Source organism: Roseovarius halophilus (ex Wu et al. 2025), from assembly GCF_047086965.1.
Genome location: NZ_JBKOTX010000014.1, coordinates 16,583 through 33,120, shown reverse-complemented (window position 1 = coordinate 33,120; position 16,538 = coordinate 16,583). Strand labels below are relative to the sequence as shown.

The following is a 16,538-nucleotide window of genomic DNA, read 5'->3' as shown; positions in this document are numbered from 1 at the left end:
CCCCGGTAATTTCCGGGCCAGTACAGGGTGCATTGTATCGCTGATTCCCGGTAGTCCCAAATCGTCATGATGATGCCCTTTAACGCCGCGCCAAACCCTGCCGGAATCACAAACGGCCCCGCCGGTCCGGCGGGGCCTCGTATCACCAAGACAGAACTGCCACCGTATCAGGACGCCTTGTTGATGAACTCCACCGCGTCGCCGAACGTCTGGATATTCTCTGCTGCATCGTCGGGGATCTCGATGCCGAACTCCTCCTCGAAGGCCATGACAAGCTCGACCGTGTCCAGACTGTCGGCACCCAGATCGTCAATGAACGACGCTTTTTCCGACACTTTGTCTTCCTCGACACCCAGGTGCTCCACTACGATCTTCTTCACGCGGTCTGCGATATCGCTCATGTCATAATCCTCATGTTTCCTCAGGCGTCCCCGCCTGCTTGTCCGCCCCTGCATCCGCCGGGAAGCGGTTTGGTTTTGCCCCTCCGGGCGGCTCTCTGATGCCCCGTATCTGCGGGCAACCGGGGTGCCCCGGCCGATCAGCGCCGCCTATAGCACATGGCGCGGCGTTGGCAAACGTTTTCCGGCCGGGACAGCAACGGCGCTCGACATCGGATCGAGCCGGCACATTGCGGGCGACTGTAACCCGGTAATTTGCTGTCACGACCGGAAACTTCCCGACCCTGATATGCCTGCCAGCGCGCCCTGCGTGCAGGCCGCGCGGTGCGTTCGCGCCTAGATGTTCGACGAGACCCGACATGACCGGCTTGCTGCCCGCCAGCACCATACGTGCGCCTTCACAACATCGCCATACCGCCATTGACGTGCAGCGTGGCCCCCGTCACGTAATTCGCCGCCGGGCTGGCGAGATACAGCACCGCAGCGGCAACATCATCCGGGGTGCCCATCCGCGCCGCAGGAATTTGCGCGTTGATCCGGTCTTTCTGATCGTCAGTCAGGTTGTCCGTCATCGCGGTGGCAATGAAACCCGGGGCAACCGCGTTTGCCGTGATCCCGCGTGTGGCCACCTCGGCCGCGATTGATTTCGTCATGCCGACAACCCCCGCCTTGGCGGCGGCGTAGTTGACTTGCCCCGGATTGCCAGTCGCGCCCACGATCGAACTGATGTTGATGATCCGGCCCCAGCGTGCTTTCATCATAGGCCGCATGACGCCTCTGCACAGGCGCATCGTGGCGGTCAGGTTGACATCGATCACGCTCTGCCAATCGTCGTCGGACATACGCATGAAAACCTGATCACGCGTTATCCCGGCATTGTTGACGAGGATGTCAGGCCCGCCCATCACCTCTGCCGCGCGCTTGGGCAATTCATCAACGGCCGCGCCATCGCCCAGATCGCAGGGCAATACGTGAGACCGGTCACCCAGCTCGGCGGCAAGCTCCTCCAGCGGCGCCGTTCGGGTGCCGCTCAGCCCCACGGCCGCACCCGCCTCGTGCAAGGTCCTCGCGATCGCCCCACCGATACCGCCGGAAGCGCCTGTTACAAGGGCCGTCTTTCCCGTCAGATCAAACATGTTGTGCATCCTTTCTATCCGGGCGTGTCGTTCAACCCCCCGATGCCCGGAAAATATAATATTTCTGCGTCGGCCTAACTGTCCGATTCGCCTGCCGCCTTGACCACGTCGTCGGGCGTACTGACGGATTTCACGACAATATCCCGCGCTATGCGACGGATCATGCCGCTCAGGGCCTTGCCCGCGCCGAGTTCCCAGCTCTCGGTCACGCCTTGTCTGGCCATGTAAAGCACCGATTCCCGCCACCTGACCGCGCCCGTGACCTGCGCGACGAGCAGCCGGCGGATCTCGTCAGGGTCACTTACCGCCTCGGCGAGAACGTTACTTACCAACGGCACTTTGGGTGTCGTGATCTTCACCTCGGAAAGCGCCGCCTCCATCGCTTCGGCAGCGGGCTGCATTAGCGCACAGTGAAACGGCGCGCTCACCGGCAACAACATGGCGCGTTTTGCGCCCCGCTCCTTGGCCAGCGCGACGGCGCGCTCAACGGCCGCCCGATGACCGGACACCACGACCTGCCCCGGGTCATTGTCATTGGCCGCGGCGCAAACCTCACTCTCGGCCGCTTTTGCCGCGATCTCGCCGACGATTTCCAAATCGAGTCCCAAGATCGCGGCCATCGCGCCCTCACCGACCGGGACGGCCTTCTGCATGGCTTCGCCACGCGTCCGCAACAGGCGCGCGCAATCTCCCACGTCAAGAGCGCCAGCAGCAGCAAGGGCCGAATACTCGCCAAGAGAATGCCCGGCGACCAATGATGCCGCGTCGATTTCAACACCCTCGGCCTCCAGGGCGCGCATCGCCGCAAGCGATGTCGCCATCAGCGCCGGCTGTGCGTTCTGCGTCAGTGTCAGCTCGTCTTGCGCGCCATCCCAGATCAGCGCGCTCAAATTTTCGCCGAGCGCGGCATCGACCTCGTCGAACACGGCCCGCGCCGCCGGATAGGTTTCCGCCATTGCCCGGCCCATTCCAACTGTCTGTGCTCCCTGGCCGGGAAAAACGAATGCTCGTGTCATTTGGAGTGTCCCCCTCCGCGCCTGTGGCTTTAGCAGTGTTCCGATAGCCTGCCACGCGGCCCAAGGCAACTGGCCTTCGCACCGCTGCACACCCAGCGTGCACGCACCCGGCTTGAGTCCTGCCGGAATAGCTCTAAAAATTGCGGTGGCAACTCAAGGAAAAAGCTGTATGGCAATTACCAACACCGCCGCCTCTTACGGGGCGATCACAAAGCTTTTCCATTGGCTCACGGCGTTGCTGATTTTTACGGCTTTTCCATTGGGTCTGATTGCCAGCGACCTCGCACACCAGATATCCGACGCGTCCACGGATGTGTCACAATCGACAGTCGACCGTGCCGCGCTCCTGTTCTCGCTTCACAAAACCATCGGCGTTTCGATCTTTCTCGTTGCGCTAGCGCGTATTCTTTGGGCTTTCGGCCAGCGCAAGCCCGGGCTTCTGAATGGCGACAACACGCTTGAGGCGTGGGCTGCCGAGACCGTGCACTGGCTGCTGTACGGCTCGCTTTTGGCCGTCCCCCTGACAGGCTGGGTGCACCATGCCGCAACCACAGGCTTCGCGCCGATATGGTGGCCGTTCGGTCAGACGCTGCCATTCGTACCGCGAAACCAGATGGTGTCGGAGGTGGCCGCAGCGTTGCATTACATCCTGCAATGGGTCCTTCTGGGTGCGATAACCCTGCATATCGCGGGTGCGATGAAGCATCATTTTGTTGACGGCGACGCGACGTTGCGGCGGATGCTGCCCGGCCGTCTCGATGGCATGCCATCGGACCGGCAACCGAACCATGTACTCCCGTTTTTGACGGCACTTGCGATCTGGGCCGCGGCTCTTGGAGGCGGCGCCATGCTCGGATGGTTCGCCCCGCCGGAACAAACACTGCGCTCGACACGCCTCCAAGCCGTCGAAAGCGACTGGAAGGTTCAAAGCGGCACGCTAACGATCGAAGTCATGCAAATGGGCTCGACGGTCACAGGGCAGTTCAATGAATGGACGGCCGACATCACCTATGCGGAATCGCCGGACAGCAATGGCCGACACGGTGACGTCACCGTCACCATTGCGGTCCCGTCTCTCGAGTTGGGCTCGGTCACGGACCAGGCGATGGGCGCCGATTTCCTCGCCGCCGAGTCGCACCCCACGGCGACATTCACGGGCGACATCTTCTCGGGTGAAAAAAAGCACGTCGCACGGGGGTCGCTGACGATCAAGGATCGGTCGATACCGCTGGACCTGACTTTCACGCTAGACATCAAAGATCAGATGGCTACCGCCGAAGGCAGTGTCACCGTAGACAGGCGCGATTTCGGAATAGGCATGGACACCAAGGACCCAAGCACCCTCGGATTTTCCGTAACCGTCAATTTCAAGGTTAAAGCTTCACGTGCTGATTGACGGCAGTCAATCATCTAGCGGCCGAGCCTCGTCGACAAGCATCACGGGAATGCCGTGGCGAATTGGAAAAGCCAGATGGGCCGACCGGCTGATCAATTCCTGCGCGTCGGCATCATATTCCAGCCCGCGTTGCGTCTGCGGACAGACAAGCGCCTCGAGCATGCGGCGATCGAAGGCCGGCGCGGCTTGGTCCTGTTCTGCATCCGCGACCCGGTCATCGTGTGATGGGTCACTCATTGGATCATCTCGTCGTTATCGCCCCCGCGAAGAGCGAATTCTAGCAGTGTCACCAATGTCTCCCGCCGCGTGCTGAGCGACGGCGCCTCCAGCAATGCCTGCTTGTCCTCAGGTTCAAAACCCAGCAACATGGCCAGAGAATTCACAAGAAGTTCGTCATCGGCTTCTTTCAGAGAGTCCCAGTCGGTTTCCAGTTCCCTGATCTGGAAATACCGTTCCAGAAGCTTCAGAAAACCAGCCCGGTCGAAGCGCGGGTCCGCATCCGGCGGGCCCAGATCGCGTTCGAATCCGTTCCACGACACCTTCGCGCGTCGATACGGCGTGAAACCATTTACTTCCTCGACAAGGCGGAAGCGCGATATTCCCGTCAGGGTGATCATGTAGCGGCTATCTTCGGTCTCGGAGAACTGGGTGACCCGTCCGACACACCCGATGGAATGAAGCCCGTTGCCGCCTCGGCCCGGCACCTCGTTGGGCTGGATCATGCCGACCAAGCGCTCGCTCGTCTTGAGGGCATCGTCCAGCATGGCAAGGTACCGCGGCTCGAACAGGTGCAGCGGCAATCTTGACCGCGGCAGCAACAACGCGCCCGGCAATGGGAAAATCGGGATGGTGTCGGGCAGATCGGCTTGGTTAATCATAGGTTTGACCTAGGCCGCATAGCGGCTCAGGCAAATATCATCGAGCTCAATTTCCGCCGCCCGTTCAGAACCACCGGGTCGTTCGGCTTAAGCGCATCGAAAATCGTGAACAGCTGCTCCTTGGCGGCGCCGTCGTTCCACTCGCGGTCGCGCCTGAAAAGCTCGAGCAGCTGGTCAACGGCTTCCTCCGTTTCTCCGGCCCCGCTCAACGCCAATGCCAGATCGAAGCGCGCCTGATGATCATCGGGATCCGCCTCGACCTTGGCGCGCAATTCGCCGACCGGCCCCGTGTTGGCTGCCTGACGCGCCAGTTCAAGCTGCGCATGCGCGGCTTCCAGTTCCGGCGCCTCCGAAATATCGGCCGGCGCACCGTTTATGATCGCCTCGGCCTGCTCCAGATCATCCATCGCAATATGGGCCTTGGCCATTCCCGCATAGGCGGCGGCGTTCTTCGGGTCCTCCTGCAGGATCGCCGCGAAGGTCTGCGCAGCGTCCGTTGCCGCCCCCTGTGCAAGCATCTCGTCGGCAGCGGTCACCGCCTCGTCGAGGCTACCACCCGCCTGACCACCGGCGGAACCGCCCGCCGCCTCGATCACGCGGTTGACGAACCCGTCGATCTCGGACGGCGCGATGGCACCTTGAAACCCATCCACGGGCTGACCCTTCCAGAAGGCATAGACAGTGGGAATGGACTGCACCCGCAACTGCCCGGCGATCATCTGGTTCTCGTCAACATTGACCTTGGCCATCCTGACGGCGCCGCCGGCCTTCTTCACGGCCTCCTCCAACGCCGGACCAAGCGTTTTGCAAGGCCCGCACCAAGGGGCCCAGAAGTCGACGATGACCGGCACGTTCTGGCTGGCCTCGACGACTTCGGCCATGAAATCAGCCTCGGACACGTCCTTGATCAGATCAGTTGCAGCAGGTGTCTGGCCACCAAGTTCAAGCATTTGCGGCACTCCGGAATGGGTTCTCTTGCGACTTGGCGTTTACATGGCCCAGCAGAAGGCATGTTGCAAGAGGCGATACATTTCGTACCCTGCGGCGGGCCGGCATGGCGTCGCCTCAGTCGAAGGCCGGTCCGCATCCCGAACGTCGAAATCAAAAGTCGAATGTCGCGAAAACGGGCGCGTGGTCGCTGGGCTTTTCCCAGCCCCGCGCCGCGCGCAATACCCGGCTGGAATGTGCGGCGTTCTTCAGATCGGAGCTGGCCCAGACGTGATCAAGTCGCCGGCCCTTGTCGGCAGCGTCCCAATCGGGTGAGCGATACGACCACCAGCTGTAAAGCTGGCCATCCGGGATATCCGCACGGGTCACGTCCGTCCATCCCCCCGCCTCCTGCGCATCGCCCAGATGGGCCACCTCCATCGGGGTGTGGCTAACGACTCTCAGAAGCTGCTTGTGGGACCAAACATCGTCTTCGCGCGGCGCGATGTTCAGATCGCCGACCAGAATCGACTTTTCCGGCCGCCCGTCACGGAACCAGTCACGCATCTCGGTCAAGTAATCCAGCTTCTGGCCGAACTTCTCGTTGACCTCGCGATCGGGCTTGTCGCCCCCCGCCGGGACGTAGAAATTGTGAATCACCACGCCGTTCTCAAGCCGCGCCGCCACGTGCCGCGCGTGCCCCAGCCCGGCAAAATCCATATCACCTGCATCTTCCAGCGGCAACTTCGACAAGATCGCGACGCCGTTATAGCCCTTCTGACCGCGCGCAACCATGTAGCGGTAGCCATAAGGCTCGAACATCCCGGCGGGAATCTTGTCGACCGGGCTCTTGCACTCCTGCAAGCAGACGATGTCCGGGGCTTCCTCCTGCAAGAGCTTGCAGACAAGTGGCGCGCGCAGTCGAACCGAATTTATGTTCCACGTTGCAAGGGTGATGGACATGTTGAGACACCTTTTGTTTTCCGGCGGCAGACCTACTGGCGATGCGTGGCAGCGTCCAGTACCGCGGGGCAAGAACGCGGCAAATCACGTGCCGCCCTCGGATCGCCACGGCGGGTCAAACTTGCGCTCGCGGCGTCAGGGACCCAAGCCACGGTTATTGGCAAGCAACCTGCTGGCCTTGCCAACCCCGAGACAAAAAAGCCCCGGCGCGACGCCGGGGCCAGTCCAACAGGGAGGCACGTGATCTACCCGCACATGCAACGGGACCTCGTCAAAACTACCGGTAAGCCCGAAACGGGGCATTGACCTGAATCAACCATTGGTAGGATGCCTCAGGCAAGCAACCTGTACCCGCCCGTTTCCGTCACCAGAAGCCGCGCGTTCGACGGATCGGGTTCGATCTTTTGCCGCAGCCTGTAAATATGCGTCTCAAGCGTGTGTGTCGTCACGCCCGCATTGTAGCCCCAGACCTCGTGGAGGAGAACATCGCGCGCGACGACACCCTCCGTCGAGCGATAAAGAAACTTTAGGATATTCGTTTCTTTTTCGGTCAAGCGGATCTTCCGCTTGTCGTCACCCTCGAGGACCTTCATCGCGGGTTTGAATGTATACGGCCCCAGTTGAAAAACCGCGTCCTCCGATTGTTCGTGCTGACGCAACTGCGCCCGGATACGTGCCAGCAGAACAGGAAACTTGAAAGGCTTGCTGACATAATCATTTGCGCCGGCATCCAGACCTAGGATGGTGTCGGCATCACTGTCATGTCCGGTCAGCATAACGATAGGCGCCTTGACGCCCTGCTTGCGCATCAGCCGGCAAAGTTCCCGCCCATCCGTGTCGGGCAAGCCGACATCGAGGATCACGAGGTCATAGACACCGTCCTTTGCCCGCGCCATCGCCTCGCTGCCGTTGGCGGCTTCGAAAACGTCGAAATCCTCGGTCATGACGAGTTGTTCGCTCAGCGCCTCGCGCAGATCGTCATCATCATCTACAAGCAGAATTTTCTTGAGTTGTCCCATTTTACCCTCCCGGATGCGTTTGCCCGGACAATGTGACCGCCGGATGCCGAGGGCAAGCCATGCAACAGCCCTTTCACGCCCAAGTGTCCACGTGCGAGCGATTGTTTCAATGCGTTACAAAGGGCTGTAAAGCGCGGAAATAAAGCTATATCCGGTCTAACATGAGTTTCGCACCTGATATCACCGAAATGCTCGCACGCGCCCGCGCCGACCTGCGCATGGGGGTACCCGTGGCGCTGACCTCGCCAACCGGCGGCGCGCTCACGCTGGCAGCGGAAACACTCGATACGCAGCGCCTTGCGGATGTTCTTGCCCTTGACGGCCGACCTGTTCTCGCCATTACCGCGCGCCGGGCCGAAACGCTCAAGGCGCGCCCCTACGATGGTGATCTGGCCCGTGTCGAGTTGCCACCCGACGCGACCCTTCCGTGGCTTTGCGGCGTTGCCGACCCGGCATACGACCTCAGGCAGCCGATGAAAGGACCGCTCGTGGCCCAAAGGGACGGCGACGCCACGCTCCACAGGCTTGCGCTGCACCTTGCCAAGACAGCCCGCCTTTTACCGGCCGTGCTTGTGCTGCCGCTCGCCGATGCCCCCGGTTTCGCCGCCACCAACGGGTTGACGGTGATCGACCAGACGCGTGCCGCACCGCTTTTGGAGGCTGCCAGCCCACTGCACCCCGTGACAGCGGCACGCCTGCCCCTGGAGGTGTCCGAGGCCGGGCGGCTCCACATATTCCGCCCGGAAGATGGCGCAGAGGAACATTACGCCATAGAAATCGGCCAACCATCGCGCGACGCGCCCGTGTTGACCCGGCTGCACTCCGCCTGTTTCACGGGTGATCTCATGGGCTCGCTCAAGTGCGATTGCGGGCCGCAGCTACGGGGCGCATTGGCACAGATGGGCGCCGAAGGCGCAGGCGTTCTGCTCTATCTCAACCAGGAAGGGCGCGGGATCGGCCTCGCGAACAAAATGCGTGCCTATTCCCTTCAGGATCAGGGCTTCGACACTGTCGAGGCCAATCACCGTCTCGGCTTCGAGGATGACGAGCGCGATTTCCGAATCGGGGCCGCGCTACTGGAGACCATGGGGTTCTCCTCAGTGCGGCTGCTGACGAACAACCCCGCCAAGATCGCGATGATGGAGAAATCGGGGATCCACGTGGCAGAACGCGTGCCGCTCAAGGTTGGGGAAACCGCCCATAACCGCGCCTATCTTGCAACAAAGGCGCGCAAGTCCGGCCACTTGCTTTGAGCCGACTAGGCGGTTGCGCAAGCCGAAGTGTCACGGAGCGCATATCACGCCGGCAGCGATGATATTTCCGTTTCTGCGACCGCGGTCAAAGACACGGCACTGACCGCCGGATCTTCCAAGCGACCGTCGACAAGACCGCAACTCGCCGCCGGTTCAGTGAGGCGCGTCAGCCACGGAGAAGACAAAGCAGCGGTCGCGCCGGATCATCAGCCACAACGGCTTGCCCGGCGCCGGCAGAAAAACATTGGGAACCGTCGCCTTCATCAACGACCCGTCATGATCCATCCGGAATTCCACGAGGCTCTCGCTGCCGATGAAGCGCGCCCGCTCAACCACGCCACGCGCGGGCGTGCCATGCTCGATGGTGGAGCCCGGCCCGCGACCATTCCGATCGAAGTCTATCTTCACATGCTGCGGGCGGATCACGATATCCACCTCATTGCCCTCGTGCACCCCGGGCGCAAGGAACTGGCCGAACGCCGTCTGCACGAGCGATCCCTCGACCCGTCCCCGGATGACGTTGATATCGCTGAAAAACGCCACTGCATCGCGATCCACCGGCGCATTGTAGATATTGTATGGTGCGCCCTGTTGCACGATCCGGCCGTCCCGCATCAGCGCGATCTCGTCGGCCATCCGCATCGCTTCCTCCGGCTCGTGCGTGACCAGCAGCACGGCGGTATCCTGTTCACGCAGGATATCCAGCGTTTCATCGCGGATACCATCGCGCAGGCGATTGTCGAGCCCGGAGAAAGGCTCGTCCATCAGCATGATGGACGGCCTCGGCGCAAGCGCCCGCGCCAACGCGACCCGCTGCTGCTCGCCGCCCGACAATTCATGCGGATAACTGTCAAGATACCCGCCCATGCCGACCCTCGCGAGCAGTTCCTCGACCCGGAGGCCAATCTCGGACTTGTCACCGCTGAGGCCGAACGCCACGTTTTCGCGCACGCGCAAATGCGGGAACAGCGCGAAATCCTGGAACATCAGCCCGATATGGCGCCGCTCGGGCGGCACGCGGAATACGGTGTCACATACCAGCTCGCCATCCACCCGGATTTCTCCGGCATCCTGCATCTCGACACCCGCGATCATGCGCAGTGTCGTTGACTTGCCACAACCGGACGGCCCCAGCAGGCAGGTCACCTGACCCGGCATGACCTTGAGCGATACGTCGTCCACGACCACGCGCCCGTCATAACGGCGCACGAGGTTGTGAATCTCGAGTCTCGGGGTTGCTGGCTCCACCGCTGCCTCTCGGGTATCCGATCAAATTGATCGGGTTTTTTCCGTTCACGTGCAGATAGCAACCCTGAGACAAGCACGCAAGCCTGCCGGGTGTCTAAACCTCGCCGGCCGCGCAAATCAGCCTGTAAAGATGCCACGTCGCGTGTCCCAGCAAGGGCAATACGATGAAAAGCCCGAGAAAACCCGGCAGCAGCGCGACAAAGGTCACGACCGCGATGAATACGGCCCAGGCCAGCATCGGCCCCGGATTTTCCTGAACAGTCTGAAAGCTCGTGATCATCGCGGTCACGAAATCCACTTCCCGGTCCAGCAGAAGCGGCAGCGAGATGACCGTGATCATGTAAAGCAGCAGCGCGAAAGCCGCGCCCACAGCCGTCCCGAAGGCAAGCATGCTCAGCCCCTCCCACGTCAAATAGATCTCGTAGGACGTCGAGACGTTCGTCATCGTCGAAAAACCGAGGAACAACGCGAATATCGTGTGTGCAAGGAAGAACCAGAAAAGGAACATCACGATGATCACGGCACTGATCGACGGCAATTGCCGTCGGCGCTGATGCGCGACCACCCCGAATATCGCCTCCGGCAGGAGCGGCCGGCCCTGCTCCAGGCGGTGACTGACCTCGTAGAACCCCACTGCCGCGAACGGTCCGAAAAGCGGGAACCCCACCGCGGCGAAAACCAGCCAGTATGTCTGTCCGCTCAACCAGGTGACAGCCACCATCAGCCATCCGATCGCGACGTAGACCCCGGCAAAGACGACGGCATATAACGGGGCTTGGCGCATGTCCGCCCATCCTCGGCGCAGCGCCTCGGCCAGCATGGACATGTCGACCGCGCCGAGCTCGGGCACACCGAGCGGCCTGCTTTCCTCCATGGCGTTTTCCTCTCTTCCTGCCTCAGCCTAGCGAAACCCGGTTGCCGGGCAAAGATGCAAATCGCTTTCAACTTTCGGCGTCAGCTCATGGGTGGCGGCCGTTCCCCCGGCCAGTCCGTTGCAAGGTGGTAGGCCTCGGCGATCTCCAGAACGCCCCGGTCGTCGCCGCGTCGCCCGACGATCTGCAGCCCCATCGGCAAGCCTTGGGGCCCGAATCCGGCGGGTACCGACACTGCCGGCAAACCGGGCAGGCTGGCCGGGATCATCAATTCCATCCAACGATGATAGGTATCCATCTCGACCCCGGCGATCTCGGTCGGCCATTCGGTGGTCGTGGGAAAGGGCCAGACCTGCGCCGTCGGCCAGACAAGCGCATCGTATTGCTCGAACAGGGCCGCCGCCGTTTGAAACCACGCCTAGCGTCTCGTGCTGGCCCTGTGAACCTCCAGCCCGGTCAACGCCCGGCCCCGCTCGATCTCCCAGATTGCAGCGGGCTTCAGCCGCGCGCGCTTGGCACCGTCCTCGTACAGGTCCGACAGCCCGCAGGCAACCTGCCAGCTTCTCAGCGTGCTCCAGCTTTCCCAAAGCGCATCGCGCGAGAACGGCGCGTCGAGGGGTTCCACTTCGCAACCAACAGCCGTTAATTCCAGCGCCGCCGCTTCGCACAGCGGCAGGATGCCGGGCTCAAACGGCCACGCCCCGCCCCAGTCACCGATCCAGCCTATGCGCTTGCCCGAGACGTCGCCCGCCAGCGTACCGACTGGCGCGACCGCGCCGCCATGCGGTTGCCGTGGGTCGGGGCCGCTCATCACGTCCAAAAGCAGCGCAAGGTCGCCCGGACACCGGGCCATTGGGCCGTTGGTCGAGAGCTGATGCAGAAACGCGTCTCCTGCTGGCTCAGAGGGTACGTGCCCCCAACTGGGACGCATGCCGTAGACGTTGCACCATCCGGCCGGGTTGCGAAGGCTGCCCATCATGTCGGACCCGTCCGCGATTCCCAGCATCCTCGTGGACAGCGCAGCCGCCGCCCCGCCCGACGAGCCGCCACACGTCAACGTCATATCATAAGGATTGCCCGTGATGCCGTGAACGGGATTGTATGTGTTGCTGCCCAACCCGAATTCCGGCGTATTGGTCTTGCCGATGATGACCGCGCCCGCCGCGCGCATCCGGGCAACATGCACGTCGTCCGAGCCCGCCACCTGCCCTTCGAGCAGCGGCGATCCCATGCTCGTCGGCAGACCCCGCGCATTGGCAAGATCCTTGACGGCCACGGGCAAACCGTGAAGGGGCCCGCGTGGCGGCTCCGCGTCCCGCGTTCTGGCCTCGCGCAGAAGGTCATCCGCATCACGCAGGCTAACCACGGCGTTCAACGCGCCGTTGACGGCCGCGATCCGATCCAGCGTCGCGCGCATCAAGGCTTCGGCGCTCAACGCGCCCCGCGTGATCCGCATGGCCTGTTCACGCGCCGCAAGGGTCAGAACATCATCCATGAAAGGCACCTCCCGCGGCTCTTAATGTGCCCGGTTGCGCCGGCCAACCGGCCACGACACGACGCGGCTGCCCCGCGCAGGGGGCAGCATCGTGCTGCCGATTTTCCCTGCTAACCAAGCGACAACCGGGCCGCCTGCAAGACAAGAAGCAGGTCAGACCGCGTCTTCCCGCGCTTCGGCCCGGCTCTTTCCGCTGACATTCAGCGCCAGCGTCGCCGCCATGAACTGGTCCAGATCACCATCCAGCACGCCCTTGGTGTCCGAGGTTTCCACCCCGGTGCGCAAATCCTTCACCATTTGATAGGGTTGCAGGACGTACGACCGGATCTGGTTGCCCCAGCCGGCATCGCCCTTGGCCTCGTGTGCCTCGGCGATCGCCTCGTTACGCTTGTCCAGCTCAATCTGGTACAGGCGGGATTTCAGTGCCTTCATGGCAATGTCGCGGTTCTGGTGTTGCGACTTCTCGGAACTGGTGACCACGATGCCCGTCGGGTGGTGCGTGATCCGCACAGCCGAGTCGGTCTTGTTCACGTGCTGGCCGCCCGCCCCGGAGCTGCGATAGGTATCAACGCGTATATCGGCGGGGTTCACCTCGATCTCGATGTTGTCGTCGACCACGGGATACACCCAGACCGAGCAAAAGGAGGTATGCCGCTTTGCCGCTGAATCGAACGGCGAAATACGCACCAGCCGGTGAACCCCCGACTCGGACTTCAGCCAGCCATACGCGTTGCGACCGCTGATCTTGTAGGCCGCCGACTTGATACCGGCGTCGTCGCCCGGTGTCTCGGATTGCAGCTCGACGCCGTAGCCATGACTTTCCGCCCAGCGAACGTACATGCGCGCCAGCATCGCTGCCCAGTCACAGCTTTCGGTCCCGCCCGCGCCCGCATTGATCTCAAGGAAAGTGTCGTTGCCGTCGGCCTCGCCGTCCAGAAGCGCCTCCAGCTCCTTCGCGGCGGCCTTGCTGGCCAGCGCATCCAGCGCGGATTCGGCCTCGGCGATGACATCCTCGTCACCCTCGGTTTCGCCCATCTCGATCAGTTCGACATTGTCCGACAGTTCCTGCTTGATCGAGTCATGGGTTTCGATCGCATCGACCAGCGCCTGCCGGTCGCGCATCAGTTTCTGCGCCTTGGCCGGGTCATCCCATAGCGTCGGATCCTCGACCCACGCGTTGAACTCCTCGAGCCGGTGATGCGCGGTCTCCCAGCCCATCCGCTGGCGCAACAATTCCAGCGAATTTTCAATCTCGGCAACTCTGGCTTCTGACTCGGCGCGCATCTCGGATGTCCTTCCTTGCTCAGATGCGGGTGATATCGCAGCACGGCTGCCTCGGCAAGCTGACGGAACCCCGCCCCGGCACCTGTCATGTGTCATTTCCCTGACGGGCCGGTCCGCCCGGTCCGGTCGCGGCGGCACCGGCTAGTACAGCCCGCCGGAACTCATCGACCCGAAACTGCTTTTCTCGCCGACCTGCGCTTTCTCCCCGGTCGATGTCGTGACCTCGCGCACGGGCTCCCGCTCACCGGCCTCGAACAGGTCCAGATCATTGCCCATGGCAAAGCCGCCATCGAACATCACCCCGAAAACAGGCGCTTCGCCATCGCGGAAATATTCGGCCACGACGTTCGCACCGGCCGCCTCGTCGGGCAACCTCGCGCCGGTGTAGCGGTCGATCTTGATGAAGCGTCCGCCCGGCGGCACGGCAAATTTGCCGCCGCCGTACTTTTCTATCGCCTGCGCCATGAACTCCTGGAAAACCGGGCCGCACATCGACGCGCCATAGGCGCCCCGGCCCAATCCGCGGGGCTGGTCATGACCGATGTAGCAGCCTGCCGCGATGCTGCTCGTGAAGCCCACGAACCACACGTCGCGCGCATCATTGGTGGTCCCCGTCTTGCCAGCCACCGGCACCGGCAGGTCGATCGCCCCCGAGGCCGTGCCACGATCCACCACGCCCTTGAGCATCGAGGTCAATTGATACGCGGTCACAGCGTCCATGACCTGTTCGCGGTCCGATACGATGCGCGGGCCGCGCGTCTGCGGGATAGTCGGATCACTGCATTCCACGCACTCGCGCGGGTCGTGGCGGTAGACGGTCTCACCGAAGCGGTTCTGCACCCGGTCCACGAGCGTGGGCTCCACCCTTTCGCCACCATTGGCGAACATCGAATAGGCCGCGACCATGTTGTAGAGCGTTGTCTCCTCCGATCCGAGGGAGTTCGCGAGGAACTTGCCCATGTCCTTGTAAACGCCGAACCGCTCGGCATAATCCGCGACCACATCCATGCCCACCTCCTGCGCCAGCCGGATGGTCATGAGGTTCCGCGACATCTCGATGCCCGTACGCAGCGGGGTCGGACCATAGAATTTGTTCGATGAGTTTCGCGGGCGCCACAGGCCCTGCGGCGTGTCGATCTCGATAGGCGCGTCAACCACGATGGTCGCCGGCGAGTACCCGGAATCCAGCGCGGCGGCATAAACAAACGGCTTGAAGCTGGACCCGGGCTGGCGCATGGCCTGCGTGGCACGGTTGAAGACCGAGTGCTGGTAGGAAAAGCCGCCCTGCATCGCCAGAACACGGCCCGTGTTCACGTCCATCGCCACGAACCCGCCCTCGACTTCGGGGACCTGCCGCAGCGTCCAACGCACGAAATCGCCTGCGTCGTCGGTCACGCGGCGCACATGCACCACATCGCCGCGCGCGAAGGTTTCGAAGAAATCCCCCGGCAGCCATGCGATGTCCTCGCGCGGCACATCCTGTAGGCCGTCGACATTCTCGACACCGACGCGCAGCCGCTGCGCCTCGATCTCCAGCACCACGGCCGGCAGCCATTCGCCCCCCAGTTCGATATCGCGCGCCACGCGTGTCTCGGCCAAGGCGGCGCGCCAGTCCGGCTCGCTTTGCAGCGCGGCCTCCGGCAGGCGCTCACCCGTACCGCGCCACTCCCCGCGACCGCGATCGTAGGATTCCAGCTGGCGGCGCAGGGCCTTGGCAGCCGCCATTTGCATTTCGGGATCGATGGTCGCACGAACACTCAGCCCGCCGGTAAAGAACTCACCCTCGCCGAAATCACGGCTCAGCTGGCGGCGGATCTCGTCGGTGAAATAATCACGCGGCGGCAGATCGGCGCTGAACGGGGCGAAATCCCCGTTCTGAACGGACCGGACCGGTTTTTCCACCTCGTCTGCATAGACGGCTACGCTCAGATAGCCGTTTTCCTGCATCTCGCGCAGGACGAAATCCCGCCGCTGGCGCAGGCGCTCTTTCTCGCGCACGGGATGATAGTCGCTCGGCGCCTTTGGCATGGCGGCCAGGAACGCCGCCTCGTGCGGGGCCAACTCTGTCAGGGTCTTGTTGAAATAGGTCTGCGCCGCCGCCGTGACGCCATAGCTGTTCTGGCCGAGGAAGATCTCGTTGAGGTAAAGTTCGAGGATCTTTTCCTTGCTCAGCGTTTCCTCGATCCGGGTGGCGAGGATGATCTCCTTGATCTTGCGCTCGATCCGCCTGTCGCCTGACAGCAGGAAGTTCTTCATCACCTGCTGTGTGATGGTAGAGGCGCCGCGCACGGTCTCGCCACGCGTGCGCACCGCCTCGACGATGGCCGCCGCGATACCACGCGCGTCGTACCCGGGATGGGTGTAGAAATTCTTGTCCTCTGCGCTGATGAAGGCCTGCTTGACGAGATCGGGAATTTCCTCGGCCGGGGTGAAAAGCCGCCGTTCACGGGCGAATTCATCGATGATGCGTCCCTCGCCGGAATAGATACGGCTGATCGTGGGCGGCGTGTAGTTGGCCAGGGACTCGTGGCTAGGCAGATCGTTGCCATAGATGTGGAACACCGCACCAATGCTCAGGGCGACAAGCATCACGCCCAGCGTCAGCAAGCTGAAGATGGTCCCGAAAAAGGACAGAATGGGTCTCAGCACGCGG

The 16,538-nt window shown here is 62.6% G+C and carries 14 protein-coding genes and 1 pseudogene; 2 read left to right on the top strand and 13 right to left on the bottom strand.

What is annotated here, in order from left to right:
- Positions 1 to 167: 167 nt before the first annotated feature.
- The 3 genes from ACH107_RS04755 to fabD all read right to left on the bottom strand — a co-directional run bounded on the left by ACH107_RS04755 (position 168) and on the right by fabD (position 2,550).
- Positions 168 to 401 (bottom strand): acyl carrier protein, encoded by a 234-nt coding sequence (locus tag ACH107_RS04755; protein WP_412504870.1) that lies wholly within the window; start codon positions 399 to 401, stop codon positions 168 to 170.
- Between the two features lie 395 nt (positions 402 to 796).
- A complete protein-coding gene (gene fabG, locus ACH107_RS04750) occupies positions 797 to 1,534 on the bottom strand; it encodes a 3-oxoacyl-[acyl-carrier-protein] reductase (RefSeq protein ID WP_412504869.1) in 738 nt (245 codons plus the stop codon).
- 74 nt (positions 1,535 to 1,608) lie between these two features.
- Positions 1,609 to 2,550, bottom strand: a complete 942-nt coding sequence (gene fabD / locus ACH107_RS04745; protein ID WP_412504868.1) for an ACP S-malonyltransferase — start codon at positions 2,548 to 2,550, stop codon at positions 1,609 to 1,611.
- Positions 2,551 to 2,719: 169 nt separating this feature from the next.
- Between fabD and ACH107_RS04740 the strand changes: the two genes are divergently transcribed.
- Positions 2,720 to 3,946, top strand: coding sequence for a cytochrome b/b6 domain-containing protein (locus tag ACH107_RS04740; protein WP_412504867.1), 1,227 nt, complete (start codon positions 2,720 to 2,722; stop codon positions 3,944 to 3,946).
- 6 nt (positions 3,947 to 3,952) lie between these two features.
- On the opposite strand, the gene ACH107_RS04735 is transcribed toward ACH107_RS04740, so the two are convergent.
- The 5 genes from ACH107_RS04735 to ACH107_RS04715 form a co-directional block, all read right to left on the bottom strand.
- Positions 3,953 to 4,183: a Trm112 family protein gene (locus tag ACH107_RS04735; protein WP_412504866.1), complete on the bottom strand. Its 231-nt coding sequence runs from the start codon at positions 4,181 to 4,183 to the stop codon at positions 3,953 to 3,955.
- Entirely contained in the window at positions 4,180 to 4,824 is a 645-nt protein-coding gene (locus ACH107_RS04730; RefSeq protein WP_412504865.1) for an LON peptidase substrate-binding domain-containing protein, read from the bottom strand. The genes ACH107_RS04735 and ACH107_RS04730 overlap by 4 nt, the downstream gene beginning before the upstream one ends.
- Positions 4,825 to 4,850: 26 nt before the next feature.
- Entirely contained in the window at positions 4,851 to 5,774 is a 924-nt protein-coding gene (locus ACH107_RS04725; RefSeq protein ID WP_412504864.1) for a tetratricopeptide repeat protein, read from the bottom strand.
- Between the two features lie 151 nt (positions 5,775 to 5,925).
- The gene (locus tag ACH107_RS04720) at positions 5,926 to 6,714 is read right to left on the bottom strand and encodes an exodeoxyribonuclease III (RefSeq protein WP_412504863.1); all 789 of its coding nucleotides are present in this window, start codon (positions 6,712 to 6,714) and stop codon (positions 5,926 to 5,928) included.
- Positions 6,715 to 7,046: 332 nt separating this feature from the next.
- Positions 7,047 to 7,733 (bottom strand): response regulator transcription factor, encoded by a 687-nt coding sequence (locus tag ACH107_RS04715; protein WP_412504862.1) that lies wholly within the window; start codon positions 7,731 to 7,733, stop codon positions 7,047 to 7,049.
- Between the two features lie 161 nt (positions 7,734 to 7,894).
- Between ACH107_RS04715 and ribA the strand changes: the two genes are divergently transcribed.
- Positions 7,895 to 8,986, top strand: a complete 1,092-nt coding sequence (ribA, locus tag ACH107_RS04710; RefSeq protein WP_412504861.1) for a GTP cyclohydrolase II — start codon at positions 7,895 to 7,897, stop codon at positions 8,984 to 8,986.
- 153 nt (positions 8,987 to 9,139) lie between these two features.
- Here ribA and ACH107_RS04705 read toward each other — a convergent pair whose 3' ends face one another.
- The 5 genes and pseudogenes from ACH107_RS04705 to ACH107_RS04685 all read right to left on the bottom strand — a co-directional run bounded on the left by ACH107_RS04705 (position 9,140) and on the right by ACH107_RS04685 (position 16,534).
- Positions 9,140 to 10,234 carry an ABC transporter ATP-binding protein gene (locus ACH107_RS04705; protein ID WP_412504860.1) on the bottom strand — a complete coding sequence of 365 codons (1,095 nt, stop codon included), beginning with the start codon at positions 10,232 to 10,234 and terminating at the stop codon, positions 9,140 to 9,142.
- Positions 10,235 to 10,328: 94 nt separating this feature from the next.
- Complete coding sequence (locus ACH107_RS04700) at positions 10,329 to 11,108, bottom strand: DUF2189 domain-containing protein (RefSeq protein WP_412504859.1); 780 nt, start codon at positions 11,106 to 11,108, stop codon at positions 10,329 to 10,331.
- Between the two features lie 80 nt (positions 11,109 to 11,188).
- Positions 11,189 to 12,601: pseudogene (locus ACH107_RS04695) on the bottom strand (amidase).
- A 153-nt stretch (positions 12,602 to 12,754) separates the two neighbouring features.
- Positions 12,755 to 13,885: a peptide chain release factor 2 gene (gene prfB, locus ACH107_RS04690; RefSeq protein ID WP_412504858.1), complete on the bottom strand. Its 1,131-nt coding sequence runs from the start codon at positions 13,883 to 13,885 to the stop codon at positions 12,755 to 12,757.
- A gap of 141 nt (positions 13,886 to 14,026) precedes the next feature.
- A complete protein-coding gene (locus tag ACH107_RS04685) occupies positions 14,027 to 16,534 on the bottom strand; it encodes a penicillin-binding protein 1A (RefSeq protein WP_412504857.1) in 2,508 nt (835 codons plus the stop codon).
- Between the last annotated feature and the right edge of the window lie 4 nt (positions 16,535 to 16,538).

Bases quoted from the DNA above. Each gene is read 5' to 3' on its own strand.
- ACH107_RS04755 (WP_412504870.1), bottom strand. From the start codon at position 401: ATGAGCGATATCGCAGACCGCGTGAAGAAGATCGTAGTGGAGCACCTG.
- fabG (WP_412504869.1), bottom strand. From the start codon at position 1,534: ATGTTTGATCTGACGGGAAAGACGGCCCTTGTAACAGGCGCTTCCGGC.
- fabD (WP_412504868.1), bottom strand. From the start codon at position 2,550: ATGACACGAGCATTCGTTTTTCCCGGCCAGGGAGCACAGACAGTTGGA.
- ACH107_RS04740 (WP_412504867.1), top strand. From the start codon at position 2,720: ATGGCAATTACCAACACCGCCGCCTCTTACGGGGCGATCACAAAGCTT.
- ACH107_RS04735 (WP_412504866.1), bottom strand. From the start codon at position 4,183: ATGAGTGACCCATCACACGATGACCGGGTCGCGGATGCAGAACAGGAC.
- ACH107_RS04730 (WP_412504865.1), bottom strand. From the start codon at position 4,824: ATGATTAACCAAGCCGATCTGCCCGACACCATCCCGATTTTCCCATTG.
- ACH107_RS04725 (WP_412504864.1), bottom strand. From the start codon at position 5,774: ATGCTTGAACTTGGTGGCCAGACACCTGCTGCAACTGATCTGATCAAG.
- ACH107_RS04720 (WP_412504863.1), bottom strand. From the start codon at position 6,714: ATGTCCATCACCCTTGCAACGTGGAACATAAATTCGGTTCGACTGCGC.
- ACH107_RS04715 (WP_412504862.1), bottom strand. From the start codon at position 7,733: ATGGGACAACTCAAGAAAATTCTGCTTGTAGATGATGATGACGATCTG.
- ribA (WP_412504861.1), top strand. From the start codon at position 7,895: ATGAGTTTCGCACCTGATATCACCGAAATGCTCGCACGCGCCCGCGCC.
- ACH107_RS04700 (WP_412504859.1), bottom strand. From the start codon at position 11,108: ATGGAGGAAAGCAGGCCGCTCGGTGTGCCCGAGCTCGGCGCGGTCGAC.
- prfB (WP_412504858.1), bottom strand. From the start codon at position 13,885: ATGCGCGCCGAGTCAGAAGCCAGAGTTGCCGAGATTGAAAATTCGCTG.